The sequence below is a fragment of the Acidovorax sp. Root275 genome (genome assembly GCF_001428965.1).
In the GTDB taxonomy this organism is placed as follows: Bacteria; Pseudomonadota; Gammaproteobacteria; order Burkholderiales; family Burkholderiaceae_C; genus Acidovorax; species Acidovorax radicis.
Window position 1 is genome coordinate 547,749 of the sequence record NZ_LMJH01000001.1, and the last position, 25,019, is coordinate 572,767.

The following is a 25,019-nucleotide window of genomic DNA, read 5'->3' on the forward strand; positions in this document are numbered from 1 at the left end:
CTGCGTTTGGAACCGCATCAGGGCGCTTTCTCAATCTGTTGGACGTGGTAGGCGCCGTTGACCTGCTCGGCCCGGAAACGCACCTTGTCACCCGGTTTCAGATCGCCCACCACGCTGGCGTCCGCCACGCGGAACACCATGGTCATGGGCGGCATCTCCAGGTTCTTGATCTCGCCGTGCTTCAGCGTGAGGCGCAGGGTGCGCGGGTCCCAGCGGGTGATTTCGCCTTCGCTCAGCTCTGCTTGTGGTGCGGGTGCTGCAGGGTGGTGGCTGCTGTGGCTGTCCGATGCGTTTGCGGCCGGGGCTTGCGCCAGCGCGGGCCCTGCGGCCAGCAGAACCAGGCTGGCCGCCAGCGGGATGGAGAGAAGTGCCTTCTTCATGTCGATGCCTTCTTGTTATAGCTGTTGAACACGCGCGTGCTGCCGTCGTGGGCCACCAGCAGCACGTCGTATGGGTCGCGCCGGTCGCCATACACGGCGCCGTCCATGCCCGGGGATCCCACGGGCATGCCCGGCACCGCCAGGCCCAGTGCCTTGGGTTTCTGCTGCAGCAGCTTGCGCACGTCGCTGGCGGGCACATGGCCTTCGACCACATAGCCGCCGACCAGCGCGGTGTGGCACGAACCCAGTTTTTGCGGCAGGCCCAGGCGGGCGCGCACCGCGTTGTTGCCGGTGGCGTGCACCTTCACGGCAAAGCCGTTGGCCTGCATGTGGTCCACCCAGTCCTGGCAGCAGCCGCAGTTCGGGTCTTTCCAGACCTCGACGGACGTGGTGGCCGCCGTGCCTGGCGTGGCGCGGGCGGTGGTGGGCAGCAGGGCGATGGCCAGGCCCGCGCCCGCCACGGGCAGGGCGGCGGCCAGCCATTGGCGGCGGGTGGGCTGGGCAGGTGTGGTGCGTGGTGTGGGTGTCATGGTGTTGCTCCGGCGTGGATGGGTGCGGGTCATGGTTTGCGCGGGCGAACGGTGATGGTGCCCGTCATGCCCGCCTGGTAGTGGCCCGCGATCAGGCAGGCAAAGTCGAACTGGCCCGCGCGGTTGAACTGCCACACGATGTCGCCCTTCTTGCCCGCGCCCACGTGGGCCATGTAGGGCTCGTCGTGTTCCATGCCGGGGTGCTTGACCATCATCTCGGCGTGCGCGTCCAGCTCGGCCTTGGTGCCGATCACGATCTCGTGCAGCACTTGGCCCTTGTTCTCTGCGCGCAGCCGCACGGTCTCGCCCTCACGCACTTCGATGTGGCGGGGCGTGAAGCGCATGTCGTCCGTCATGCGGATGGTGATGGCGCGGGCCACGGTCTGGGTGTCGCCTGCCATGCCCCAAGGCTTTTGTTCCTTCACCACCGGGGCATTGCGGTTGTGATGGGGCATGTTTTCATGACCAAAAGAGGCGTTTCCGCCCGCTAGTAAAGCGCAAATAGCTATCAATTTAATAGTATTCATGGTGTGTCCTGTCTCAGTGCTGGTGGCCGCTGGCGGCGGGTTTGCGGGCGCTGGCTGCGCCTGGGGCGGTGCCCGGCGCCGTGGTGCGCGCGGGGCGGGGTGTGCTGGCAGGGGCGCCTTGCCATTCGTAGGCCTGCGTGCCCGCTGGCTGGATGTAGTCGCCGGGGTCGCGGTAGTCGCCTGCCGCCAGCCCCGCACGCACCTTGAAGGTGGTGAACATGCCGCCCATCTCCAGCGGGCCATAGGGGCCGGTGCCGGTCATCATGGGGAAGGTGTTGTCGGGCAGGGGCATCTCCATGGCACCCATGTCGGCCATGCCGCGCTCGCCCATCACCATGTAGTCGGGCACGATCTTCTGGATCTTGCCTACCAGGCCCCGGTGATCCACGCCGATCATGGTGGGCACGTCGTGCCCCATGGCGCCCATGGTGTGGTGGCTCTTGTGGCAGTGCAGGGCCCAGTCGCCGGGCTCGTCGGCCATCAGCTCGATCTGCCGCATCTGGCCCACGGCCACATCGGTGGTCACCTCCGGCCAGCGCGCGCTTTTGGGCACAGGGCCGCCGTCGGTGCCGGTCACCTCGAACTCATGGCCGTGGATGTGGATGGGGTGGTTGGTCATGGTGAGGTTGCCCACGCGGATGCGCACGCGCTCGCCCTGGCGCGCCACCAGCGGGCTGATGGCGGGGAACACGCGGCTGTTCCAGCACCAGATGTTGTGGTCCAGCATGGTGTTGACCTTGGGGGTCTTGCTGCCGGGTTCCACATCAAAGGCGTTGAGCAAAAAGGCGTAGTCGCGCTGCACCTTGGAAATCTGGGGGTGCGTTGCCCCCTTGCCCACATTCGGGTGGGTGATCCACAGGCCCATCATGCCCATGGCCATCTGCACCATCTCGTCGGCATGCGGGTGGTACATGAAGGTGCCGGGGCGGCGTGCCATAAACTCGTACACGAAGGTCTTGCCGGGCTGGATGGCGGGCTGGGTGAGGCCGCCAACGCCGTCCATGCCGTTGGGCAGGCGCTGGCCGTGCCAGTGGATGGTGGTGTGCTCGGGCAGGCGGTTGGTGACGAAGATGCGCACGCGGTCGCCTTCGACCACCTCGATGGTGGGGCCGGGGCTTTGGCCGTTGTAGCCCCACATGTTGACCAGGAAGCCGGGCGCCACCTCGCGCACCACGGGTTCGGCCACCAGGTGGAATTCCTTGACGCCTGCATTCATGCGCCAAGGGGCGGTCCAGCCGTTCAGGGTGACCACGGGGTGGTAGGGGCGGCCCGTGGGCGGGTGCAGCGGCGGGGCGGTGTCGGCGCTGGTCTGCATGGCGGGCTCGGGCAGCGCGGCCAGGGCCACGCGGCTCACGGAAGCAGCGGCCACGGCCGTGGCGGCGCCGGAGAAGAAATTGCGGCGGTTCATGTCAATGGCCTTGTGGGGTGGAGGAGGCTGCTGCGCCCGAGGTGAGGCCCTGCAGGGCGCCCGGCGATGTGCCGGTGAGGGCCAATTGCAGGTCGGTTTCGGCCAGCCAGAAGTCGCGTTGCGCTTCGATGGCGTTGGCCACGGCCTGGGTGCTGTTGCGGGCTTCGGCCAGCATGTCCCACACGCTGGCCAGCATGCCGTTGTAGCGCAGCGTGGTCTCGTCGCTGATGAGCTGGCGCAGGGGCACGACCTCGGCCTGCTGCTGGCGCGCCAGGTCGAGCGCGGTGCGGTAGGTGAGCCAGGCGGCGCGTACCTCACCGCGGGCGCGTACGGCGGTGTCTTGCAGCTGGGCGGCGCTTTGCTCGACCTCGGAATGGGCACGGGTGCGGGCTGCGCCGCCCCAGTCGAACAGGGGCAGGGGCAGTTCCAGCTCCCAACCGCGTGTGATCTCGCGGTGGCCACTGTCGCGCTCGGTGGTGGTGTTCCGGCTGTACGCCAGGCCGATGTCGCCAAACATGGCGCCTGCACGGCTCCAGCCCTGGCGGGTGGCCAGGGTGTCGAGTTGGCGGCGCGCCGCCTGCACATCCAGCCGTTCGCGCAGCGCGGTGGCCTCAATACCGTCTGCGGGCAAGGCGGTGGTGGGCAGTGGCGGCAGCTGGTTGGCCAGCTGGTATTGCGTCTGCAGCCCCCACACGCCCATGCGGCGGTTGAGCTGTTCGCGTTCGGTGGCGGCGGCCAGCCGGGCGCGGGCGCGCTGGCGGGTGGCCTCTTGCAGCACGGCCTGTTCGCGGGCCTGCTGCAGGCGGCTCCAGTTGCCCACCTGCACCATGCGGCGGGCCAGTTCGGCCCCGGCCTCTGCGGCTTCGACCATACGGTCATGCGTGGCAGCCACCTGCTCGGCGGCCACGGCCCGCACCCAGGCGCGGCGGGTATCTGCGGCGAGTGACACCACGTCTTGCGCGGCTTGTAGCGTGGCGATCTGCAGGCGCTCGGCCTGCCGGGCGGTGCGCCAGGGCAGGGTGATGAGGTCGAGCAGGCTGAAGGCCAGGGTGCGCTCGATTTCGCGCTCGTGGCCGTTCGTGAATCGGCCCAGCGCAAGGTGCGGGTTGGGCAGGGTGATGGCCTGCACGCGCTCGGCATCGGCCACACCCAGTGCGGCCAGGCGGGCTTGCAGGCCGGGGTTGTTGAGCAGGGCAATACGCACGGCCGCGTCCTGCGTGAGGGGTTGGGCCAGCCAGCCATCAACAGACTGCTGGGCTTTCTCACGGGCACCCGTATGGGTGGCTGGCAGGGCAGCTTCGATGCCTGCGGTGCGACCTGCGGTGAGTGCGGCCACGTCGCTGCGCAGACCGTCGGGGGAAACGCTGGCGCACCCTGCCAGCACCACTGCCGCGCCCAGCAGAGACAGACGCAGGGGACGGTGCAGCGGCCTGCTGCCCGGTGCGACAGGGCATTGCAATGTGTTCATGGCTTGCTCCCTGCTTCCGGGGGGTGGTGCGGAGGATTTCCGGGCTTGCCACCTCGGACCTCATGGCTGCCGTGGTGGTCTTGATGCGCATGACCTGGCATGGCCCCGCGCGGTATGCCTGCGGTGGGCGGCTTGGTGCCTTGACGGGTTCCCCGCGCCAGGATGTCGGCATGGCCGCGCGGGAAGGCCGCGACGGATTCATTGGCTTCGTGCCAGGTGTGGGGCGAAGGCTTGGAGTCGGCCTGAGGAACGGGCAATGCCACCGGCGGGTGAGTCAGCTGGGCCGTAGGTGCCGCGGGATTTGCAGCGTCAGTCCCGATGACCAGACGGCCTGCTTGATTGGGGGCCTGGGCCAGCGAGGGCAGGGGTGAAAGCGCAGGCGTCAGCAGCGCAAGGCATGCAGCTCTCCGCCGCAATGACAATAGGAAAGGTGAGACAGGGGCGCGCACGGCGATCTCCAGACAACGAACGAACAGGACATGGCGTTGCGGCCTGAAAGCCCCTTGATCGAGGGGGTTCAGGCGACGGCAGACGCACTTCGGGCGTCGGAGGTCAGGCGATGGGTGGTTTGATGGCCAGCGCCGCAGGGGCACTGTCAAACTGCGCGGCGGCCAGGGGCTGCGGGGCCGCTGTGGAGAGGTGGGTTGGTGTCAGCGCGGCAGGCGCGTCCAGCATGGAAGAGTGGCAGATTTCGCAAGCCGAGCAGGCTGCGGAGTGGTGGTCGTGCGCGGTACAACCTTCCACGCTGCCATCGCACGGGGACGCTGCCGCAGCATGCTCGGCATGGTCATGGTCATGGTCATGGTCATGGTCCGAAGCGGGTGTATGTCCACTGTCCGGTATTCCCGCATCCATGGCCAGTGTGGACTGGAGAGTTCCCTGCATGGGTGGGGTGGCGTGCGCCTCGCCAGGGACTGGGTGGTGGCTGTGTTCTTGCGACTGCAGCACCTCGATGGGCTGTAGAGGAGGCAATACCCCGGCGGCCATGGCGGAGCCAGCAAGGCCTCTGAGGACCAGCACCACCATCAACATGAAATACAAGCCGCGACGCATACCTCCATGATACGGCGGCAGGCGACAAGGTTCCCTGCAGGTTGTCTACCCCGCGTCTGACGGCATTGCCCACGTCGCTGGGCACTCCGGGCAAATAGGGAGGCGGGCTGGGGCAGATCGGCTTACGATGTAACAATGCGTTAGGTGCACCCCTCGGCCCGGTGGTGCACCGGTATGACTGTGTAGGGCTGGATGGCCAGCGTAGCTCGCTGCGGTCGGTGGTGTGCGGCCTCTGGTGGCCCCCCGCGTTGCTTTTCTTGCCCATGGCTCAGTGATAGGGTGCAAAAAATGACGCCTTGTGGCCACCCCATCCGCGCTGCCGCTGGTGTGGGCGGGTTGTACAGGCCATCCCAAGACGAAAGGTCGGTATGCCTTCCTGGCTGGTGGGAACCTGGAGTACGTTGTCTGCGCGTATCCGCTGGCTGGTCCTGGTGGCGACGCTGCCTGCTGTGCTGCTCGCGGTCTACCAGGCGCGGGCGCACCGCATGGACGCCATTGCCGCTGCCGAAAATCAAGCCTTGAGCACGTTGCGGGCCGTGGCAGCCAGCCAGCAGCGCCTGATACAGAGCACGCGCGATTTCCTGCAAAAACTCGCCGCCATGCCCCAGGTGCACCGGCCGGGTGACCAGGATTGCGGAAAGTACCTGGCCGAGGTGCTCTCGCTCAACGCCACTTACGTGAACATCGGCGTGCCGCAGGCCAATGGGGAACTGCTGTGCAATGCGCGGCCGCTGAAGGCCCCCGTGAACGTGGCGAACCGGCCTTATTTTCAGCATGCCATCACCGCCCGGGAGTTTTCGGTCGGGGCTTTTCAGATCGACCGGGCTGCCCAGGTGGCCAGCGTCAATTTCGCGGTCCCGGTCATACCACCGGGTGGCCAGGAGGTGGTGGGTGCCGCAGTGGCCGTGGTGTCGCTCGAGTGGTGGAGCCTGCGGCTTGCAGACCTGAGCCTGCCCCCAGGTGCCGTGGCGCGTGTGACCGACCCCGATGGGCGCGTGGTGGCGCGTTTTCCGCCCGATGCGGGTGAGCTGGGAACCCAGTTGGCCGATGCCGATTTCAGCGCCGCGCTGCAACGCTCTGCCGAAGGGGTTTTGCAGCGCAGCAATGCCGCAGGCTCGCACCAGCTGATGGTGTTCCAGCCCCTGATCGAGTCGGGGGGGAAAACGGTGGCCACCATGAGCCTGACCGTGCCCTTGGACCAGCTCTACGCCACCGCCAACCGCAACATGTGGACCGAGGTGGCTTTTTTGCTGGCGGGCCTTGCGCTGTCCTTCCTGTTGGCCCAGCAGGGTGTGCGGCGTGGGGTGATGAAGCCGTTGCGGCGCCTGTTGGCTGCTACGGACGAACTGGCCCAGGGTCACTATGCGCCCCAGGCCCCGGCGACCGGCCTGGCAGAGCTGACCGAGCTGGGCCGGCGTTTTGACCGCATGGCGCTCACCCGCCAAAGTGCCGAGGCACAGTTGCGCGAAAGCGAGGAAAACCTAGCCATCACCCTGCATTCCATTGGCGACGGGGTGGTGGCCACGGATGCGCAGGGCTTCGTCACGCGCATGAATGCGGTGGCCGAGCGCCTGACGGGCTGGCCGTTGCCCGAAGCACGTGGCAAGCCGCTGACCGACGTGTTTCGCATCGTCAATGCCAGCACGCGGGCACCCGTGGTCGACCCGGTGCGGATGGTGGTGGCCAAGGGCGAGGTGGTGGGGCTGAGCAACCACACCACCTTGCTCGCACGGGACGGGGCGGAGTACCAGATCGCCGACAGTGCGGCGCCCATTCGCAACGCACAAGGACAGATCGTGGGTGTTGTGCTGGTGTTCAGCGATGTATCGGAGTCGTACCGGGTGCGCAAGCAGCTGGAGGACAACGAAGCGCGCTTTCGCACCCTGACCGTCCTGTCGTCTGACTGGTACTGGGAGCAGGATGCCCAGTTCCGCCTGACCCATGTGGACGGTAGCGACAAGGACCGCTTGCTGCAGGAGGCGGCGGTGCACATGGGCAAGACACGTTGGGAGCTGGCGGCGCCTGGGGTGAGCGAAGCGCGCTGGAAAGAGCACCGCGAACTGCTGGAGCGCCACCAGGAGTTCCGCGATTTCGAGTTTCAGCGCAAGGACCTTTCCGGCCGGCTTCACTGGTTGTCGGTGAGCGGCACGCCGATCTTTGACCTGAGCGGCACATTCTGCGGTTACCGGGGTGTGGGCAAAGACATCACGGCGCGCAAGCGCGATGAAAACGAATTGCGCATTGCCGCGATTGCCTTCGAGTCGCAGGAAGGCATGGTTGTGACCGACCGCGAAACCGTCATCTTGCGCACCAATCGGGCGTTCGCCAAGATCACAGGCTACAGCGCCGAAGAAGCGGTGGGCAAGCGCTCCAGCCTGCTCGCCTCCGGCCACCATGACAAGGTTTTTTTCGATGCCATGTGGGACAGCCTCGCAAGCACCGGTGAATGGAAGGGTGAGATATGGAACCGCTGCAGAAGTGGCGAGGTCAACCTGCACTTCATGAGCATTACCGCCGTCACCGATGGCGGAGGCGAAGTCACGCACTATGTTGGTACGCTGAGTGATATCACCCAGAGCGCCCAGGCTGCGCGCGAGATCGAGCACCTGGCCTTCTACGACCCGCTGACGCACCTGCCCAACCGCCGCCTGATGCTGGACCGCCTGCAGCAGGCGTTTGCCACCAGCGCGCGCACCGGCCTGCACGGTGCGCTGTTGTGCCTGGACCTGGACCATTTCAAGACCTTGAACGACACACTGGGCCACGACATGGGCGACGTGCTGCTGCAGCAGGTTGCGCAGCGGCTGGCGGGTTGCGTGCGCGAAGGCGATACCGTGGCCCGCCTGGGGGGGGATGAGTTTCTGGTGCTGCTGGAAGATCTGGATGAACTTGCCACCGATGCCGCAGAGCAGACCCAGAACGTGTCCGAGAAGATACTGGCCGCGTTGAACCAGCCCTATCAGCTGGCGTTGCACCATGTGCACAGCACAACCAGCGTGGGGGCGGTACTGTTCAGCGGCCAGAGCCAGACGGTGGAAGACGTTGTCAAGCATGCTGACCTGGCCATGTATGCCGCCAAGACAGCGGGGCGCAATGCGATCCGCTTTTTTGACCCTATGATGCAGGCCGCCATCTCGGCCCGCGCGGCATTGGAGAACGACCTGCGTACGGCGCTGGCGGACGGGCAATTTCTGCTGCACTACCAGATCCAGGTGGGATGTGGTGCACGCACCGTGGGAGCCGAGGCACTCATCCGCTGGAGACACCCGCAGCGTGGCATGGTGTCGCCTTGTGAATTCATTCCGCTGGCCGAAGAGACGGGGCTGATCCTGCCTATTGGCCTGTGGGTCCTGCAAACTGCCTGTGCCCAGTTGCGCCGTTGGCAGGGCAACCCCGACATGGAGCAGCTGCAGTTGTCCGTGAATGTGAGCGCGCGGCAGTTCCGCCAGCCCGACTTCATGGAACAGGTCCGCACCGTGTTGCTGCAAACCGGCGCACGGCCCGACCGCTTGAAGCTGGAGCTGACGGAAAGCCTGGCGCTGGACAACGTGGATGACACCATTGCCAAGATGAGCGCACTGCGTGCACTGGGCCTGAGTTTTTCGCTGGATGACTTTGGGACGGGTCAGTCATCGCTGTCCTACCTCACGCGCCTGCCGCTGGACCAGCTCAAGATCGACCAGAGCTTTGTGCGCAACATTGGCATTCAGCACACCGATGCGCTGATCGTGCAGACCATCATCGGCATGGCGCAGAGCCTGGGCATCGACGTGATCGCCGAAGGCGTAGAGACCGACGCGCAGCGGGCGTTTCTGGAGCGGCACGGTTGCATGCTCTGGCAAGGTTATCTGTTCAGCCGGCCCGTGCCGATCGAGGAACTGGAGCAGTACCTGCTGGCAAGGGCAACATCGGCCTGAGGTCAGCACTGGGGTCGGTTGACTCCGGCTCACACCGCCATGTAGCGCCCGGGCCGGTGGTTCATCGCCAGGACCAGGTTGAGCGCCACGGCCCCGGCGATGGACCAGGCAACGCGCAAGGGTTCCACCGTCCACAGCGCCAGCAGCACGATGCAGCAGTCCACCGCCATCTGGACCTTGCCCGCGCGCCATCCGTACCGGTCTTGCAGGTAGAGCGCTGCAATTCCCACGCCGCCCAGACTGCAGCGATGGCGGAATAACACCAGAAACCCCGTGCCCGTGATCAGACCCCCTGCGATGGCTGCATACAAGGGTTGCAATTGCGCAAACTGCAGAAACTGCGACTGCAGTTCGGTCAGCAGCGACAAAAGCAGCACGGCAAGAAAGGTCTTCACCGTGAATGCCCGTCCCAGCTTGCGCAAGGCCAGCCAGTAGAAAGGCAGGTTCAACACAAAGAAAATCTTGCCAAAGCCGATGCCGGTGGCGTAGTGCAGCAGGAAAGCCAGGCCTGCCGTCCCGCCGGTCAGCAGACCTGCGCTGGTGAAAAAAGCCACACCCACGGAAATCAGCAGTACACCTGTGAAGATGGCCACCGCGTCTTCCGTGTGCGTGTGTGGAATGGCCACAGGGGCTGCGCCAAGCGCGGGGTTTGGGGCAGCGGGGGCGGAAATGGCGGGCGGGGTGGACATGGTGACAACAGGCGGGCAGGGCGATGGCGCATGCGCCAAGGAGGGAGCGCGAAGTCCATTGAACCATGCAAACTCCGTGCCGGACTTGTCCGCCGTCAAGAAGGCGAGGAATCCGCAGGGCGTTCTCCCCAAGGGCAACCCCCCGAAATGCCCTTTGTCGGTGGTGCCTTCCACTAGCTGCAGATGTAACACCTGCAACGCGGGGCGCCGTGGGGCGGAGGCGGCGGCGTTCCTGCGAAAATAGTCGGTTTTGCCCATTGCGGGGAGCTGCTCCCTGAAACCTGTGCCTGCCTCAAGGACGCAGCTGCAATGGGATGGCCCAGACCGATGTACCAGCACCACCGACTCAACAGCTCCAGACTTGTTCTCCTGCTCCAGCAATGGGCGCAGGCGCACAGCGGGCCGGTGCGCCTGGATGTGGCGGAGCAGCTGAGCCAATGGCTGAGCACGGTGGATGCGGTCAAGCTCAGCCGGGCGCTGCACGCCCTGGAGGCCAGCCAAATCCCGTCCGCATCGGTGGGGCTCGGCGCAGGGGCGGTCGATGTCCGCGCCCTGCAAGCCAGCCTTCAGACCGCCAGGGCCGACTTGACGGACCTGGTCACGGCCAAGGCAGCGCCCACCAAGCCCATGCGTGAGCGCGCCGACAACACCCCTGTCGACGCCCCGGACCCCGAGGCCGGTGCGGATTTCGCAGCCCACGCAGCGCGTTATCTGGCGCTGCAAAAGCAGATGGATACCCGGCTGGCTACCTTGCGCGCGCAGGTTCGGCAGACCTTGTCGGTGGGCCCAGAGGGGCTGCGCCGCCTTGCCATGCTGGACGCGGTGATGGAGCAGATGCTGGGTGTGCGCGAGCAAAGGCTGTGGGCGTCTCTGCCCGGCCATCTGGAGCGGCGGATGACCCATTTGCGCGCAGCCCACCAGCAGCAGCTGGCGGCTGCAGGGCGCGACGATGAGCCGCAGCGCTGGGCTTTGCCTGGCGGCTGGCTGTTTGCTTTCGAGCAGGACCTGCGTGCGCTGCTGCTGGCCGAGCTGCAGGTGCGTCTGGAGCCCCTTGCGGGTTTGCTGGAGGCGGCCCAAAGCCATGAACACCATCCCAGCACCCCCCACCGCCCCCCTAAAACCAACATGAGCCCGGAACAGGTAACAGGAATGATCGAATGAACAAGAGTGTGATGGCCGCCATCTTTGCGGTGGGCCTGGCGGTGGTGGGCTGGGTGGGGTGGGGGTTTGTCGGGTCCAGCCCCCTGGCGCTCGCCATGACGGCCGTGATCGCCGCCGTCTACGTGCTGGGGGCCTATGAACTGATGCAGTTTCGGGCCGCGACTTCCTCACTGTCCATAGCGCTGGCTGGGCTGCCACAGCAGCCCCTGGAGAACCTGGGCAGCTGGCTGGAGCGCCTGCATCTGTCCCTGCGCAACCCGGTTCGCCAGCGGATTGATGGGGAGCGTGTGCCCCTGCCGGGGCCTGCGCTGGCGCCGTACCTGGTGGGGCTTCTGGTCATGCTGGGCATGCTCGGCACCTTTCTGGGCATGGTGGTGACCTTCAATGGCGCGGTGTTCGCGCTGGAGGCCTCGTCCAGCCTGGAGTCGATCCGGGCTGCGCTGGCGGCACCCATCAAGGGGCTGGGCCTGTCGTTTGGCACCTCGGTGGCCGGGGTGGCTTCGTCGGCCATGCTGGGGCTGATGTCGGCCCTGTGCCGCCGTGAGCGATTGGCGGCGTTGCGCGTGCTGGATGCCCGCATCGCTGGCGTGCTGCGTCCCTTCTCGGCGGCCCACCGGCGCCAGGAGATGTTCGAGGCCCTGCAGGCCCAGGCGCAGGCCATGCCGCTGATTGCGGAGCGCCTGCAGGGGCTGATGGAGGGGCTGGAGCACCGCCACGCGCAGTTGAACGGCCAGCTGCAAGATCAGCAGCAGGTGTTTCACCGCGAGGCGGCGGCGGCCTACACCCAGCTGGCCACCAGCGTGGGGGCATCCCTGCACGACAGCCTGGGCGCCAGCGCCCGCATGGCGGGTGAGACGATCCGCCCGGTGGTGGAACAGGCCATGGCAACGTTGGCGCAAGAGGCCGAGCGCACGCACCAGCAGCTGCGCGAGGCCACCGGCGCACAGATACACGCACTCACGGCCCAATGGGAAGGCACAGCCCGCCAGGTGGCTGACACCTGGACGGAGGCCCTGCACCGCCATGCGCAGACGCAGGACCAGCAGGCGGTGCAGCTGGGCAGCGCGCTGCAGTCCATCACGCAGACGCTGGACCAGCGCACCACGGCGCTGATGGCCACGTTGCAAGAGACGGTGGCCCAATCGCAGGCGGCCCAGCTGGCAGCCGACCAGCAGCGCCTTGCAGGCTGGAGCCAGTCCATGGAAGGAATGGCCAGCACATTGGCGGAGCAATGGCGGCTTGCGGGTGAACAAACGGCGCAGCAGCAGCGCGGCGTCTGCCAGGCGCTGGAAGGCGCTGCCACCCAGCTCGACCAGTCACTGCAGACGGTGTCGCAGGCCTTCGAGCAGCGCACCACGGCGCTGCTGGCCTCCTTGCAGGAGACGGTGGAGAAATCACAGGCGGACGAGGCGACGGCTGACCAGCAGCGCCTTGCGGGCTGGACCCGGTCCATGGAGGGCATGGCGAGCACGCTCGCGCAGCAATGGCAGCGTGTGGGCGAACAAACGGTGCAGCAGCAGCGCGGCGTGTGCCAGGCGCTGGAGGGCGCTGCGGCGCAGCTCACCGAGCGCATGACCGAGCAGGTCCACCAGGCCCTGGGCGGTGCCGCCCGGTTGATGGACCAGTCGGACGCACTGTTGCACACGCGCATCGAGGCCGAAGCCCAATGGGCGGAAACCCAGTCCCAGCGCATGGAAGCGTTGGCGGGCGTGTGGCGCACGGAGTTGGTGGCACTGCGGGATGCAGAGGCGGCACGCGGTCAGGCTGCTGTAGAGCGGCTCGATGCGCTGCAGGCCGCCGTGGCCGGACACCTGGCCACGCTGGGGTCTGCGCTGGAAGCCCCGCTCACGCGATTGCTGCAGACGGCTTCGGATGTGCCGCAGGCCGCTGCCGAGGTGATCACCCAACTGCGCCAGGAGATGGCCCACCTGAGCGAACGCGACAACGCGGCCCTGGCAGAACGCACGGCCATGATGGAACAGCTGGGTGTGCTGCTCCATTCGGTGAACGAAGCCGCCGGGCAGCAGCGTGCGGCCATTGAATCGCTGGTGGGGTCTGCGGCCTCGGTGCTGGAGCAGGCCGGGCAGGAGTTTTCCCAGGCGCTTGGCGCGCAGGCGGGCAAGGTGGATGAAGTTTCGGCGCACGTGGCAGCCAGCGCGGTGGAGCTGTCCAGCCTGGGTGAATCCTTTGGCCACGGCGTGGGGCTGTTCACGGCCAGCAACGAGAAGCTGATGGACAGCCTGCAGCGCATCGAAGGTGCCATTGGCCAGTCGATGAGCCGCAGCGATGAGCAGCTTGCCTACTACGTGGCGCAGGCCCGTGAAGTGATCGACCTGAGCATTGCCTCGCAGCAGGGCATCGTGGAAGACCTGCGTCGCCTCAATGGGCAAATGGCCGCTGCGGTGCAGGGGGTTGCTGCGTGACCGGCTTGGACGACACGCTGGACGATGCGACCGAGCAAACGGCCCCGGTGTGGGCTGTGTTTGGCGACCTCATGGCGGGCCTGCTGGGCGCGTTTGTGCTGATTCTGGTGGGCGTGCTGGTGGTGCAGATCGACCTGGTTGCCAGCCTCAAGCAGGAAGTGGAAAAGCGGCAGATGGAAGAAAAGCGCCGGATGGCGCTGGAAAAAGCGCTGGCGATTCCGCTGGCCAGTGGCCGCGTCACGGTCAATGAAGGCCGCATTGGCATCAGCGGCAGCGTGCTGTTTGCGGCAGGCTCTGCCGAGTTGCGCCCTGAAGGCCGGCAACTGCTCCAAAGCCTGGTGCAGCCGCTGCAGGTGTACCTGCGCGAACGCGATGAAATGCTGATGGTGAGTGGCTTTACCGACAACACCACGCTGTTGCAAGGGCGCCACCAGCGTTTTGCCGACAACCTGGAACTGTCGGCCCAGCGCGCGTTGACCGTCACGCGCGCCCTGATCGAAGAGGACATGCCCTCGTCCCAGGTGTTTGCAGCGGCCTTTGGTGCTGAGCAGCCGGTGGCGGACAACGCCGACGAAAGGGGGCGGGCACAGAACCGCCGTGTGGAGATGGCCCCTGTACCCCGCGCTGCGCAAGCCAAGCCCGTCCGCAATGAGTGAGCCAACCCTGGAGTCCCTGCGGGCAGAAGGCGCGCAGCACCACGACCCGGTGCGCTTTCGGTACCTTGAGGTGCTGGCCACACGCCTGCCTGCGCAGCCAGAGGCTGTCCAGCAGGTGCTGGCAGGCAGATTGCAAACCGCCATGCGGGACTACGCCGGGCGTGCCCGGCCAGCTGCCCCCCGGCCACTGGCTGGTGCGGTGGTGGCCGGGACGCCATCCCCTCTGGCGCAGCTGAACCGCGATCTGAGTGCCCGCGCCCAGGCAGATGCAGACAGCGTACTGGTGGGTGGTGGCGCCAGCGTGTCGGACATGAAGAGCGTGCGCCGCTTCAGTGAAGTCTGGTCCAAAATTTCTGCAGAACAGCAGGTGGCCCAGGCCTTCACGCGTGGGCCTGAAAACGCAGGGCCGCTGAATGCGCACCGGCTCATGCTGCGCTCCCTGGCCCTGATGCGGACCCTGTCACCCGACTACTTGCGGCATTTTTTGTCGCAGATGGACAGCCTGTTGTGGCTGGAGCAGGCCGCCGCGAAGCCAGCCAGGGCACCTCTCAAGCCGGGTCGCGCGGGTCGCTCCTCCAAACTCTGAGTGCACAGGCTGCGACCGGGGTACGCGGCGCGCAGTTTTCAGACGCCGTGGTCGTCCGGCTGCACGGGGCGGATCGCCGTTTCCTCCAGCGCCTGGTCCATGAGCACAGTGACTTCAGCCGCAGGCACCATGGGCCGGAAGGCGCTCACATGGGACCGCCCGATATTGCCCAACGGCAACCGTGCCAGCAGGTGGCCCAGGGGCACCAGGGCCAGCCGCAGGAGCTGGCCGGTGGCCTCGCGCGCATCCCCCCGAACCAGGGCATAACGCAGCATGGCAGTGTGTGACCGCCAGTGCAGCGGCAACGATGTCTGCCCCAGCACATGGGCAGCCTCCAGCCAGCGCCAGCGCTGGGCGGGGGGTACGTCGGGCTGGTGTGCAAAGCCGGCCAGCAGGTGGTCGAACGCGGCGCGCCTGTGCAGCGCGGTGGGGGCGGTGCCCCCTGCGGCGTGCTGGGCGGCCAACTGGCGCCAGCGCCTTTGGCGGTGCCGGTAGAACATCTGGGCAAACAGGGCGCTCAACGGTGTCATCAGCCAGGGCAGGTGGCGTGCAAGCACCTCGATGTCATCGGTGTACAGCGTACGGCCATCGGGCAGGGGCTGCAGGGTGATGCGGTGGTCCCAGCGGCGCATGAGCACGCCTTCTCCGTTGTCGCGCAGCGTGGGCCAGCCTCCCGCCTGTGCGGGTGGCTCGATAGAGATGCGTACGGTCTGGGGGCCCATGGGCAATACGCCGAGTAACCGCATGTGCAGTGCCAGCTCGCCGGGTGCCCAGTGCGTGGGCCATTCCTTGCCCCGCGCTGGCCGGAACCGGATAAGCGGTGCGGTGATATGGCGGAACACGGCGGTGCTTTGCAGCTGGGCAGCCACCCATTCAGGCGGCGCGCTCAAGGGGGTAGACAGGTGCACGCGCATGGATCAGCGCCCCTGAGGTTGCGGTTGGGCAGCGGAGCCGGCCAGCTCGTGCCGTGCCTGGCGAATCACGCTCAAGCCCCCGCTGATGGCCAGGCCCGCCATGACGGCGGCCACTGCCAGATCGGGCCAGGCAGTGCCAGTGCCCAGAACGCCCAGGGCCGCACCCATCACCGCCAGATTGCCCAAGGCATCGTTGCGGGTGCACAGCCACACGCCGCGCATGTTGGCGTCGCCCTCCCGGTAGGCATAGAGCAGGGCGGCCACGCCCAGGTTGGCCGCCAGCGCCAGGAGGCCCACGCCACCCATGGTGAAGGGCTCGGGCGGTGTGCCTTGCCACGCACCCCAGGCCACGCGCCCGATCACGAACACGCCAAACGCCAGCATGCTGGCCCCCTTGACCAGGGCAGCGCGCGCGCGCCAGGTGAGGGCCATGGCAAGCACCCAGAGCGACAGGCCGTAGTTGGCGGCGTCCCCCAGAAAGTCGATGGCGTCAGCCAGCAGCGATGCCGAGCCCGAGCGGGTGCCCGCCCCCAGCTCCACCACAAACATGGCGGCGTTGACGACCAGCGCGATCCACAGGATGCGGCGGTAGCGCGGGTCGGCGGTGGCAGGGGCGCCATGCTGATGGCCGTTGGCGCCGTGGTCGTGGTGGCAGTGGGCAGACATGAGTTCTTCTCCGGTTCTTTGAAAGCAATGGCATGATTGGAAACCTTAAAGTCACTTGAAGGTCAAGCCATGGATCAAAACGTTGTGCAGTTCCGCATTGGCGAGGCCGCCCTGCAGTCCGGGGTGTCGGCTGCCAATATCCGCTACTACGAGAAGGAGGGGCTGTTGCCCCCTGGAGCGCGGGGCGACAACAGCTACCGTCTGTACAGCGGCGCGGATGTGCACCAGCTGCGTTTTATCCGCCTGTGCCGCGCCATGGACATGTCGCTGCATGAAGTGCGCACCTTGCTGGCACTGGACTGGAGCCGCAAGGAAGACTGCGACGCTGCACGCGATACGCTGGATGACCATTTGCAGCATGTGCGTGCCCGTCTGGCAGAGCTGCAGACGCTGGAGGCCGACCTGCTGGCGTTGCGCAACCGCTGCGATGGGTCGGATGACCGCTGCCACATCATCGAAGCCCTGCATGCGCGCGCGGATGCGCAGCCCGCCATGCCTTCAGCCACCGCTGCGGGAAAGCGGCATGTGTAGTCCGGTGTGCCGTCGGCGCTTGCCGCCACCAGTTTTCGCGAGGATGTGAGGAGCTGTTTCCTCTGCATCCAAGAATGCTATTTAAATGATAGCTGTCTGCACTTATCTATCAAGCGCTAGAGCGAAAAACATGCAAAAAATTCCATGACGACCCACCGTGAACGCTTGCTGTGAGTGCGCCGCTATGATCCGGCCATGATTTCGCGCTTGCCCGGCCTCTCCCTGCCCGAACGTGTGTGGAACACCGCGCGGCGCTGGGCGGTCGCCTGGTGGCGCATCCTGTACCTCGGAGCTGTGGTGCTGGTGCTGGTGCTGTCGCCGTCCAGCTATGGCAAGGGCACGCGCAGGGCGCTGGCGCGCCATCTTTACCTCGACACCGCCCCGGTGCTGCTCGGCTTTACGGTGCTGGCAGCGCTGCTCAGCCTGGTGCTCACGCGCATCGTGGTGGTCACGGCGCTCAGCTATGGCCTGTCGCGCTATGCGCTGGAGATGGTGATCCGCGTGCTGGTGCTGGAGCTGATCCCGCTCACGGCGGCGCTGTTTGTGGCCATGCGCTGCACCATCCCCAATGGCTCGCAAATCACGCGCCTGCGGCAGACCGGCCGGTTCGACACGCTGCGCGCCCATGGCTCGGACCCGGTGCGCATCGAGCTTCTGCCGCGCGTGATCGCGGGCGTGTTCGCCTGCATCACGCTCGCCGCGCTCAGCTGCGTGGTGGCCCTGGTGCTGGCGTACCTGGGGGTGTATGGTTTCAACTTGGCGGGGCTGCCCAGCTACACGCGCATGTTTGGCCAGGTGTTCACGCCCAGCGTGACGATGGTGTTCGCTCTCAAGACGGTGTTCTTCAGCCTGGCCGTGGCGCTCATCCCTATGGCGGCGGGCCTGTACGACACGGGAGACCGCACCCAGCCCGATTCGGAATTGGGCGGCCTGGCCCGCATGTTTGCCGTGCTGCTGATGATCGAGGTGGCCTCGCTCATGGGCAACTATTACTGACCGATGTCTGCTGACACCCGACCACCCCACCTCCTTTCAGCGACCCACCTTCCGGCACCATGAACGACGAGAACCACAACGCCCGCCCAACGCCGCCCCCAGGACCCGCTCCGACTTCTTCGGCCGCCGATGTGCCGCCCGTGGAAACCTTGCGTCCGGTGGCCTACCTGGAGATCAAGGCGGCGGCGTTGCTGCTGTTCACGGTGGCCCTCATCGTAGGCTCGGGCCTGTACCTGCTGTACGCGCGCGGCGCGTTCGAGCCCACGCAGACCCTGGTGCTGACGGCGGACGATTCCGAAGGCGTGGTGGTGGGCATGGACATGACGTTCTCGGGTTTCCCCATCGGCCGCGTGCGCCGCATTGAGCTGGCCGAAACCGGCAATGCCCGCATCATCGTGGACGTGCCCCGCAAGGATGCGCACTGGCTGCGCGAATCCAGCGTGTTCACCCTGGTGCGGGGCATCGTGGGGGGCACCAATATCCGAGCCTACACCGGCATGCTGAACGACAAGCTCCTGCCCGATGGTTCCGTGCGCCCGGTGCTGCGCGGCGACGCCACCGCCGAAATCCCGCAGCTCATGGCCTCGGCGCGCGAACTGCTGTCCAACCTCAATGCGCTTACGGCGCAGGACGCTGCCCTGGGCGGCAGTCTGGCCAACGTGCGGGCGCTGACCGACCGCATCAACGGACCGGGGGGTGTGCTGGGCGTGCTGATGGGCAACGAGGCCGATGCGAAGAAGATCGTGGCCACGCTCGAACGCACCAACGCCTTGCTTGCGCGCCTGGACGGCATGGCCGCACGCGCCGACAAGCAGGTGTTTGGCAGTGAGGGCAGCAAGGATGCGCTGGTGCCCGAGGTGCGTGCCACGGTGGCCCAGCTCAATGGCCTGCTGGCCGACACCCGCACCAGCCTCAAGAAGGTGGATGCGGTGCTGGTGGAGGCTCAGGCCATTGGCGCCAATGCCCGCGAAGCCTCCACCGACCTGGGGGCCCTGCGCGCCGAGGTGGAAAGCAATCTGCGCAAGGTGGAAAGCCTGGTCAACGAAATCAACCGCAAATGGCCTTTCGCGCGGGATACGGAACTCAAGCTGCCATGAAGCCATTTGCCGCACTGTCCTTCAAGCCCCAGCGCCCTGCCATGTCCCTGCGGATGCCCTTCTTCGGCGCCATGGTGGTCGCGGCGGTGCTGCTGGCCGCATGCTCCAGCAAACCCCCCGTGCCCGACTGGCAGATGAACGCCCAGGGTTCTGCGCAAAAGGCCATCGATGCTTATCTGTCGGGCAATGCACGCGTGGACAAGCTCGAATGGGACCGTGCCCGTGCTGAAGTGGCCCGCACGGGCCGCCCGGACCTGCTGGCCCGGCTGGAACTGATGCGCTGCGCCGCGCAGACCGCCAGTCTGGTGCCCGGCCCCTGCGAAGGCTTTGAACGGCTGCGTGCCGACGCCGCCGCGCCCGAGCGCGCCTATGCTGACTATTTGGCGGGCCGGGTGCAGCCCCAGGATCTGGGTTTGCTGCCCGAAGCCCAGCGCAAAGTGGCCGCATCAGGCGATGCGTCGGCCCTGTCTGCCTTGGAGGACCCGCTCTCGCGGCTGGTGGCCGCAGGGGTGTTGTTTCAGTCCGGGCGCTCCAGCCCGGCGGTGATCACGATCGCTGCCGACACCGCTTCTGCCCAGGGATGGCGCAGGCCGCTGATGGCGTGGCTCAATTTGCAGGCGCAACGCGCCGAAGCTGCGGGCGACCAGCAGGCTGCAGCCGCGCTGCGTCGGCGCATGGCCATCGTGGAGCAAGGTGCACCGCTGCGCTGAGGTGTGCCTGGCTAGCGCAGGCGAGCCTGCAACTGGGTCTCTATGTGCTCCCGCTCCAGCGCAAACTCCTGGGCGTCGATTTCATTGGCCTCGTACTTGCGTGCGGTGGACAGCAGCAGCACGGTGTTTTCCAGCCGCGTGTCTTGCTGCAAGGAAGGGGGCAGGGCGGTGAGGCGATCAAAACTTTGTTTGTAGAGCTCGCTCCAGCTGAGCGCACCCGCCTGGGCCTGGGCACGCGCGCCATCGTGCCAGCGCGCGAATTCTTCGAGGGAGCCGTCCCTGGGGCTGGTGCAGCCCGTCAGCGCTGCCAGAAGCGCCGTGGTCGCCAAAGGCCACGCCATGAAGTGAGAAGAAAACTGGCCTGCAGAGATTCGAAAACGTGTGGTCACGATCGTCCTCCATTCTTGAATGCCACCGAAAATCCCGGTGCGCAGCGCCAGATGGTACTCCGATGCTATGTTTTTTACTACCAAGGCGGCAAGAGTGCCGCCGCGATCTGACCGAGGTAAGTCCAGATCATTCCAAAAAGCTGGAGGGGAGGATCTGGTCCAACCCACTGGGCAAGAGCGACATCGAATCCACCGACTGTACGGTCACATCGGGCATCAACAACGATGCCGCAGCCAGTACCGCCAGCACAACCGTGCCGGCAAACGCAGCCAGTGCGCGGGTTCCGGGTGTCAAAGGGTGGCGCTTCATGATGGATCCTGTGTCAAAAAGGGGTGGGAGTCCCAATGAGCTCCCAAGCCAGCCTCAATGGCTGCTGGAAAGGATTTCAGCAAAGCATGCGCCTAGCGTCTGTCAGACAAGTGCGATATCGAGGGTTGTTTTCGGAATGTTGCTTTTGGTTGCATGTGTGCTGCCGCGTGCTGCGCAGTTGGCGGCGCATAGGGTTGCTTGGGATAGACCACAGGCAACGCCGCAAGCAAACCTCATGCGGACCACGCCTTCTCTCCGTCATCGCAGCGAAAGCGGGGGATCGAAGCACCTGAAGAGGCAAGACCTCGATTCCTTTGTATTTCTGAACGCTTGCTGCGAGCTGTTTCCCCGGGGCTAGGAATCCAGCGTTGTTCTGGTTGTGTCGCGCTGCATGTGGCAAACGTCCAGGGAAGGGAGCCAGTCGGGAATGAGTGACCCCTGCGGGGACTGGACGGCTGCGAACTTGAAGTGGTGACGGGGATAAGTGGTTGCCAGCGCTGCCCGTCCTTGCGGCGAAATAGCGAAAACCTCTGCTTTTTGCGCAGGGGCGTCAACATTGGGAAGTCGGGCTTCCACGAGCTGGGCAGCCGCCAGTACGCGAAGCTTGTCAACGTCGCAGGGCTTCTCGATCATCATGGGCAGCTTGCTCTGTGCAAGGACGAACAGTAGCTCCATGGGCATGGGGGCACTCCTTCGGGATGGAGACACTTATTTTGAACAGGGCACTTTGGTGTGACAACCAATCACACGTTTTGCAACAAATTCACTGACTTTGTAGCAAAGCCTGAGTCCTTCGTAGCTGGGGGGTGTGAGTCCATCCAGTCGCCCTGGGCGGCTGCCTGACCTTGGTTCGTCGAATGTTCATGTTCCGCTCACGTTCGGCTCATCAAGAAGTCAGAACCCATCCATGTTGCTTTGGTGAACTCTAGTTCTCGCAGGCAGCCGCTCCGGCAACTGCGAGATCAAACCACTTCAACCAAAGAAAATCATGAAAAAAACCACCTGCATCGCCGTCGCCAGCCTCCTGATCGGCGCAGCTGCACTGCCCGCTTTGGCCAAGGGCCCGGTCGTCAACCACGCCATCTCCGAAAGCGAAGTGCTGGCGGCTCAGCAAGCCTGGTGCAAGGCGCTGATTGATATCAGCAACGCCAACACCTCCGGCGGCCAAGCGGCTGCCAAGGCGCTCGCTGAAAAGGTGATCGACAGCGCCTACGGCTACCAGATGGGGGCGGTGCTTTTCAAGCCGACACTTACCGAGGTGCCTCAGACCTTTCGCGTCACTCGCGAGGGCGCGCTTTCGTACTTCGTGGGGGGCAATCCGGCGTTCCCCAAGGACACCGGCTTTGCACTGAAGGGCTGGACAAAGTGCGAGATCGCCAATAGTGCCGTGTTCATCGCCGGTGACTCGGCCAACACCATGGGCAATGTGATGTTCACGGGCAAGGACGGCAAGGTGACCACGGTGGACAAGACCTGGGCGTTCGTCAAGGATGACGCGGGCAAGCTGCGCATCATGGTGCACCATTCGTCCTTGCCATTCACCGGCAACTGACCGGCCCTGGCGTGGGGGCAGCAGCTTCGTACGCAAAGGCCACAGGCGCACTGCGAGTGCGCCTGCCCGGCTTCATAATCCGGGGCTTCCTCCCTTGCCCGCCATGTACCGCGCACGACTCTCTCTGGCCTTTGCCGCCCTGGTGGCCCTGGTCTGCATCCAGGCCGCCTTTGTGTACTGGGGCGCCAACCGCGTCAACGACTACGCCCAGCACAGCCGGCTGGCCAGCGACATCCAGGCGGAGCTGCTGGACCTGTCAGCCAACAAGCAGCGGCTGCGCGTGTGGGCCCTGCAGCGCCTGATGAACACCGATGCCCAGCCCGAGCAGCGCGAACGCCTGGTGGCCAGCATGTACACCAGCGCTGCCAACCTCGACGATCTGGTGCGGCGCGACCTGGCGCTGTGGACCGAGCTCGTGCGCCGCGAAGGCGTGAGCATGCCCGCCGAGGTGCCCCAGCTGGTGGGGGTGACGGAGCTGCTGCGCGACAACATTCAGGCCGTGGAGGCACGGCTGGCGCAACTGGTGCCGCTGGAGCGGGGCGCCGACTTTCCGGCCCTGTGGAGCGAGCTCACCCAGGTGTTCGATATGGCGCGCGGGCGCGACCTGCGCGAGCTGATCAATGGTGCCATCGCGCACCAGCGCGCGGCCGTGCCGGTGGCGCGCGCCGCCACCGAGCGCGGGCTCGACGTGCTGCGTGCGCAGGCCATCGGCATGGCCCTCGTCACGCTGGCCGTGGCCGTGGTGCTGGCGTTACACCTCAAGCGGCGCCTGCAGCGCCCGCTGGACCGGCTGCTCGAAGGCACACAGGCCCTGCAGGCCGGGGCACTGGACCACCGCGTGGCCACCGGCTCCAACGACGAATTCGACCGCGTGGCCCAGCATTTCAACGCCATGGCGGCCGAGCTGCAGCAGCACCGTGCGCGCGCCGATGCCGCGCGCCGCGGGCTGGAAGACGCCGTGCAGGCCCGCACCCAGGAGCTGAGTGCCGCACACGACACCCTGCAGCGCCTGGACCAGCGCCGCCGCCAGCTGTTCGCCGACCTGGGCCACGAGCTGCGCACCCCCGCCACCTCCATCCGCGGCGAAGCCGAGATCGCGCTGCGCGGCGGCGACAAACCGGCCGACGAATACCGCCAGACCCTGGCGCGCATCGTGGGCGGGGTAGACCAGCTCACCCGCGTCATCCATGACCTGCTGCTCATCGCCAAGGCCGAGGCCGACCAGCTGGTGATGCACCCGGCACCGGTGGACCTGCGCGCCCTGCTGGGCGATGCCGCAGAGCAGGCCGCCACCTTGGGCGCACCGCAGGGTGTGCAGGTGCAATTGCTGCTGGACGGCACCGAAGGGGATGGCGATGCCAGCGGCGCACTGCCCACCGGACAGGTCACTGTGCTGGCCGACGCCGACCGCCTGCGCCAGGCGCTGGTGATCGTGCTGGACAACGCGGTGCGCTATTCAGCGCGCGGCACCACCGTGCGCATCGGCCTGCAGGGCGTGGCGGGGGCGAATGGTGTGGGGGAGGTCGCGGTAGTGGTGCGCGATGAAGGCATCGGCATCGACGCGGACGAACTGCCCCGCGTGTTCGAGCGCTTCGTGCGCGGGCGCCGGGCGCGCGCCCACCGGGCCGACGGCACGGGCATCGGCCTGTCTATCGCCCAGGCCATCGTGCAGGCGCACCAGGGCCGTATCGCCATCGCCAGCGTGCCGCAGCAGGGCACGGTGGTGCGCATCGAACTGCCGCTGTTGATGGCACCCCCGCAGCAGATTGGCGCACAGCAGGGAGTGCTGGCATGAACAAGCACATCCTGGTGGTGGAAGACGATGCGCGCGTGGCCGACTTCCTGGTGCGCGGTCTAAAGGCCGAGGGCTACCGCGTGGAGCTCGCCCGCACGGGGCCCGAAGGCCTGGCCCTGGCGCGCGGCGCCGAGCCCGGCGTGCTGTTGCTCCTGGACCTGATGCTGCCGGGCCTGAGCGGCCTGGAGCTCTGCCAGACCCTGCGCGCCGAAGGCCGCCACATGCCCATGCTGATGCTCAGCGCGCTGAGCAATACCGAAGACAAGGTCAACGGCCTGCGCCTGGGCGCAGACGACTACCTCACCAAGCCCTTTGCCTTCGAGGAGCTGCTGGCCCGCATCGAGGCCCTGCTGCGGCGGGGCCGCGAGCAGCGTCCGCGCGCCAGCACCCTGCAGGTGGCCGACCTGGTGTTGGACCTGGAACGCATGCAGGCCAGCCGGGCGGGCCAGTCCATCGCGCTCACCGCGCGCGAGCTCGCCTTTCTGGAGCTGCTGATAAGCTCACCGGGCCGCGTGTACAGCCGCGAACGGATCCTCTCCAACGTCTGGGGCACCAACGAGGACCCGCTGACCAACGTGGTCGATGTGTACGTGCGCCGCCTGCGCAGCAAGATCGACGAAGGCCATGCCCTCGCGCTGATCAAGACCGTGCGGGGGTTTGGGTACCGGCTGGATGCGATGGCAGATTGAGCCAAGGCAAGGCGAGTTTTGGGTGACAGCGCCGAAGTGCGCGCACCAGCGTCGCGCTGCATTGACGGAGGCTGCCTCCGCAGCGCCCAAGTGGTCCAGGCCGGCCACAGCCTGCAAGGACTTGTTGCGAACGCGCACGAGATCAGGTGATGCTCATCGCCAGCGGCGTGGTCTGGAACGCAATCTGCCGCCACGCTCCGCCGTCCGCTTGCGTCCACACCTGCAGCACGCGCGAGTCGATGCGCACGGTGCCGGTGCCGTCCTTGCGCAGGGCCACCAGCAGCTGGCGGCCGGTCATGACGGCGCTGGTGCCGAGCACCTGCACCTTCAAGTCGGACCGGTCGATCTGCTCGTAGTCGACGTGCGTGCCGCCGGAGCGGGAGTAGCTTTCGTAGTCGTCGGTCTGCCCCTTGGCATGCACATGGGTCAGGCCAGGGTGCAGGATCTCGCGCAGCCGTGCAAAGTCGGCGCGCTTCATGGCGTCGCAGCGCTGGGCCTCCAGGTCCAGCAGCAGGGCTTCGGCGCCGGAGGGGGAATCGGTGGGGGATGTCATGGGAACCTGTTGTGTTCAA

At 66.4% G+C, this 25,019-nt stretch carries 25 protein-coding genes; 12 read left to right on the forward strand and 13 right to left on the reverse strand.

What is annotated here, in order from left to right:
• Positions 1–17: 17 nt before the first annotated feature.
• The 6 genes from ASE52_RS02525 to ASE52_RS24890 form a co-directional block, all read right to left on the reverse strand.
• On the reverse strand, positions 18–380 hold the full coding sequence (locus ASE52_RS02525; RefSeq protein WP_057223558.1) for a copper-binding protein: 363 nt from the start codon (positions 378–380) through the stop codon (positions 18–20).
• The gene (locus tag ASE52_RS02530; RefSeq protein WP_140426124.1) at positions 377–910 is read right to left on the reverse strand and encodes a DUF411 domain-containing protein; all 534 of its coding nucleotides are present in this window, start codon (positions 908–910) and stop codon (positions 377–379) included. The genes ASE52_RS02525 and ASE52_RS02530 overlap by 4 nt, the downstream gene beginning before the upstream one ends.
• Positions 911–939: 29 nt before the next feature.
• Entirely contained in the window at positions 940–1,437 is a 498-nt protein-coding gene (locus ASE52_RS02535; RefSeq protein ID WP_057223560.1) for a cupredoxin family protein, read from the reverse strand.
• Positions 1,438–1,450: 13 nt separating this feature from the next.
• The gene (locus tag ASE52_RS02540) at positions 1,451–2,845 is read right to left on the reverse strand and encodes a copper oxidase (RefSeq protein WP_057223563.1); all 1,395 of its coding nucleotides are present in this window, start codon (positions 2,843–2,845) and stop codon (positions 1,451–1,453) included.
• Position 2,846: 1 nt separating this feature from the next.
• Positions 2,847–4,313 carry a TolC family protein gene (locus ASE52_RS02545; RefSeq protein ID WP_057223565.1) on the reverse strand — a complete coding sequence of 489 codons (1,467 nt, stop codon included), beginning with the start codon at positions 4,311–4,313 and terminating at the stop codon, positions 2,847–2,849.
• A gap of 552 nt (positions 4,314–4,865) precedes the next feature.
• Entirely contained in the window at positions 4,866–5,366 is a 501-nt protein-coding gene (locus ASE52_RS24890; protein WP_082606737.1) for a hypothetical protein, read from the reverse strand.
• A gap of 368 nt (positions 5,367–5,734) precedes the next feature.
• Between ASE52_RS24890 and ASE52_RS02560 the strand changes: the two genes are divergently transcribed.
• On the forward strand, positions 5,735–9,283 hold the full coding sequence (locus ASE52_RS02560; RefSeq protein ID WP_057223570.1) for an EAL domain-containing protein: 3,549 nt from the start codon (positions 5,735–5,737) through the stop codon (positions 9,281–9,283).
• 29 nt (positions 9,284–9,312) lie between these two features.
• Here ASE52_RS02560 and ASE52_RS02565 read toward each other — a convergent pair whose 3' ends face one another.
• Positions 9,313–9,972, reverse strand: coding sequence for a YitT family protein (locus ASE52_RS02565; protein WP_198928051.1), 660 nt, complete (start codon positions 9,970–9,972; stop codon positions 9,313–9,315).
• Positions 9,973–10,281: 309 nt separating this feature from the next.
• Here ASE52_RS02565 and ASE52_RS02570 point away from each other — a divergent pair, with 309 nt between their 5' ends.
• The 4 genes from ASE52_RS02570 to ASE52_RS02585 are packed head-to-tail and all read left to right on the forward strand — an operon-like array spanning position 10,282 to position 14,798.
• A complete protein-coding gene (locus ASE52_RS02570) occupies positions 10,282–11,133 on the forward strand; it encodes a DUF3348 family protein (protein ID WP_241776900.1) in 852 nt (283 codons plus the stop codon).
• Positions 11,130–13,556 (forward strand): DUF802 domain-containing protein, encoded by a 2,427-nt coding sequence (locus ASE52_RS02575; RefSeq protein WP_057223574.1) that lies wholly within the window; start codon positions 11,130–11,132, stop codon positions 13,554–13,556. Before ASE52_RS02570 ends, ASE52_RS02575 begins: the two co-directional genes overlap by 4 nt.
• Positions 13,553–14,212 (forward strand): OmpA family protein, encoded by a 660-nt coding sequence (locus ASE52_RS02580; RefSeq protein WP_057223576.1) that lies wholly within the window; start codon positions 13,553–13,555, stop codon positions 14,210–14,212. The genes ASE52_RS02575 and ASE52_RS02580 overlap by 4 nt, the downstream gene beginning before the upstream one ends.
• Positions 14,205–14,798, forward strand: coding sequence for a DUF2894 domain-containing protein (locus ASE52_RS02585; protein WP_057223578.1), 594 nt, complete (start codon positions 14,205–14,207; stop codon positions 14,796–14,798). The genes ASE52_RS02580 and ASE52_RS02585 overlap by 8 nt, the downstream gene beginning before the upstream one ends.
• 38 nt (positions 14,799–14,836) lie before the next feature.
• Here ASE52_RS02585 and ASE52_RS26455 read toward each other — a convergent pair whose 3' ends face one another.
• Both ASE52_RS26455 and ASE52_RS02595 read right to left on the reverse strand, forming a co-directional pair.
• Complete coding sequence (locus ASE52_RS26455) at positions 14,837–15,688, reverse strand: DUF3703 domain-containing protein (RefSeq protein WP_347230955.1); 852 nt, start codon at positions 15,686–15,688, stop codon at positions 14,837–14,839.
• Positions 15,689–15,715: 27 nt separating this feature from the next.
• Entirely contained in the window at positions 15,716–16,378 is a 663-nt protein-coding gene (locus tag ASE52_RS02595) for a cation diffusion facilitator family transporter (protein ID WP_010460960.1), read from the reverse strand.
• A 69-nt stretch (positions 16,379–16,447) separates the two neighbouring features.
• Between ASE52_RS02595 and ASE52_RS02600 the strand changes: the two genes are divergently transcribed.
• The 4 genes from ASE52_RS02600 (at position 16,448) to ASE52_RS02615 (ending at position 19,712) form a co-directional block, all read left to right on the forward strand.
• Entirely contained in the window at positions 16,448–16,909 is a 462-nt protein-coding gene (locus ASE52_RS02600; RefSeq protein ID WP_057223580.1) for a Cd(II)/Pb(II)-responsive transcriptional regulator, read from the forward strand.
• 195 nt (positions 16,910–17,104) lie between these two features.
• On the forward strand, positions 17,105–17,905 hold the full coding sequence (locus ASE52_RS02605) for an ABC transporter permease (protein ID WP_010460964.1): 801 nt from the start codon (positions 17,105–17,107) through the stop codon (positions 17,903–17,905).
• A 59-nt stretch (positions 17,906–17,964) separates the two neighbouring features.
• Positions 17,965–19,002, forward strand: coding sequence for an MlaD family protein (locus ASE52_RS02610; RefSeq protein WP_057223582.1), 1,038 nt, complete (start codon positions 17,965–17,967; stop codon positions 19,000–19,002).
• The gene (locus tag ASE52_RS02615) at positions 18,999–19,712 is read left to right on the forward strand and encodes a hypothetical protein (RefSeq protein ID WP_241776901.1); all 714 of its coding nucleotides are present in this window, start codon (positions 18,999–19,001) and stop codon (positions 19,710–19,712) included. The genes ASE52_RS02610 and ASE52_RS02615 overlap by 4 nt, the downstream gene beginning before the upstream one ends.
• Positions 19,713–19,723: 11 nt before the next feature.
• Here ASE52_RS02615 and ASE52_RS02620 read toward each other — a convergent pair whose 3' ends face one another.
• The 3 genes from ASE52_RS02620 to ASE52_RS02630 form a co-directional block, all read right to left on the reverse strand.
• On the reverse strand, positions 19,724–20,053 hold the full coding sequence (locus ASE52_RS02620) for a hypothetical protein (RefSeq protein ID WP_057223584.1): 330 nt from the start codon (positions 20,051–20,053) through the stop codon (positions 19,724–19,726).
• Between the two features lie 175 nt (positions 20,054–20,228).
• On the reverse strand, positions 20,229–20,411 hold the full coding sequence (locus ASE52_RS02625; protein ID WP_010460972.1) for a hypothetical protein: 183 nt from the start codon (positions 20,409–20,411) through the stop codon (positions 20,229–20,231).
• Between the two features lie 354 nt (positions 20,412–20,765).
• On the reverse strand, positions 20,766–21,092 hold the full coding sequence (locus tag ASE52_RS02630; protein ID WP_057223586.1) for a hypothetical protein: 327 nt from the start codon (positions 21,090–21,092) through the stop codon (positions 20,766–20,768).
• 307 nt (positions 21,093–21,399) lie between these two features.
• Between ASE52_RS02630 and ASE52_RS02635 the strand changes: the two genes are divergently transcribed.
• The 3 genes from ASE52_RS02635 to ASE52_RS02645 all read left to right on the forward strand — a co-directional run bounded on the left by ASE52_RS02635 (position 21,400) and on the right by ASE52_RS02645 (position 24,447).
• The gene (locus tag ASE52_RS02635) at positions 21,400–21,963 is read left to right on the forward strand and encodes a hypothetical protein (RefSeq protein WP_057223588.1); all 564 of its coding nucleotides are present in this window, start codon (positions 21,400–21,402) and stop codon (positions 21,961–21,963) included.
• Between the two features lie 103 nt (positions 21,964–22,066).
• Entirely contained in the window at positions 22,067–23,758 is a 1,692-nt protein-coding gene (locus ASE52_RS02640) for a HAMP domain-containing sensor histidine kinase (protein WP_057223589.1), read from the forward strand.
• On the forward strand, positions 23,755–24,447 hold the full coding sequence (locus ASE52_RS02645; protein WP_057223592.1) for a response regulator transcription factor: 693 nt from the start codon (positions 23,755–23,757) through the stop codon (positions 24,445–24,447). Before ASE52_RS02640 ends, ASE52_RS02645 begins: the two co-directional genes overlap by 4 nt.
• 142 nt (positions 24,448–24,589) lie before the next feature.
• Here the strand turns inward: ASE52_RS02645 and ASE52_RS02650 are convergent, their stop codons facing one another.
• The gene (locus ASE52_RS02650; protein ID WP_057223594.1) at positions 24,590–25,000 is read right to left on the reverse strand and encodes a nuclear transport factor 2 family protein; all 411 of its coding nucleotides are present in this window, start codon (positions 24,998–25,000) and stop codon (positions 24,590–24,592) included.
• Between the last annotated feature and the right edge of the window lie 19 nt (positions 25,001–25,019).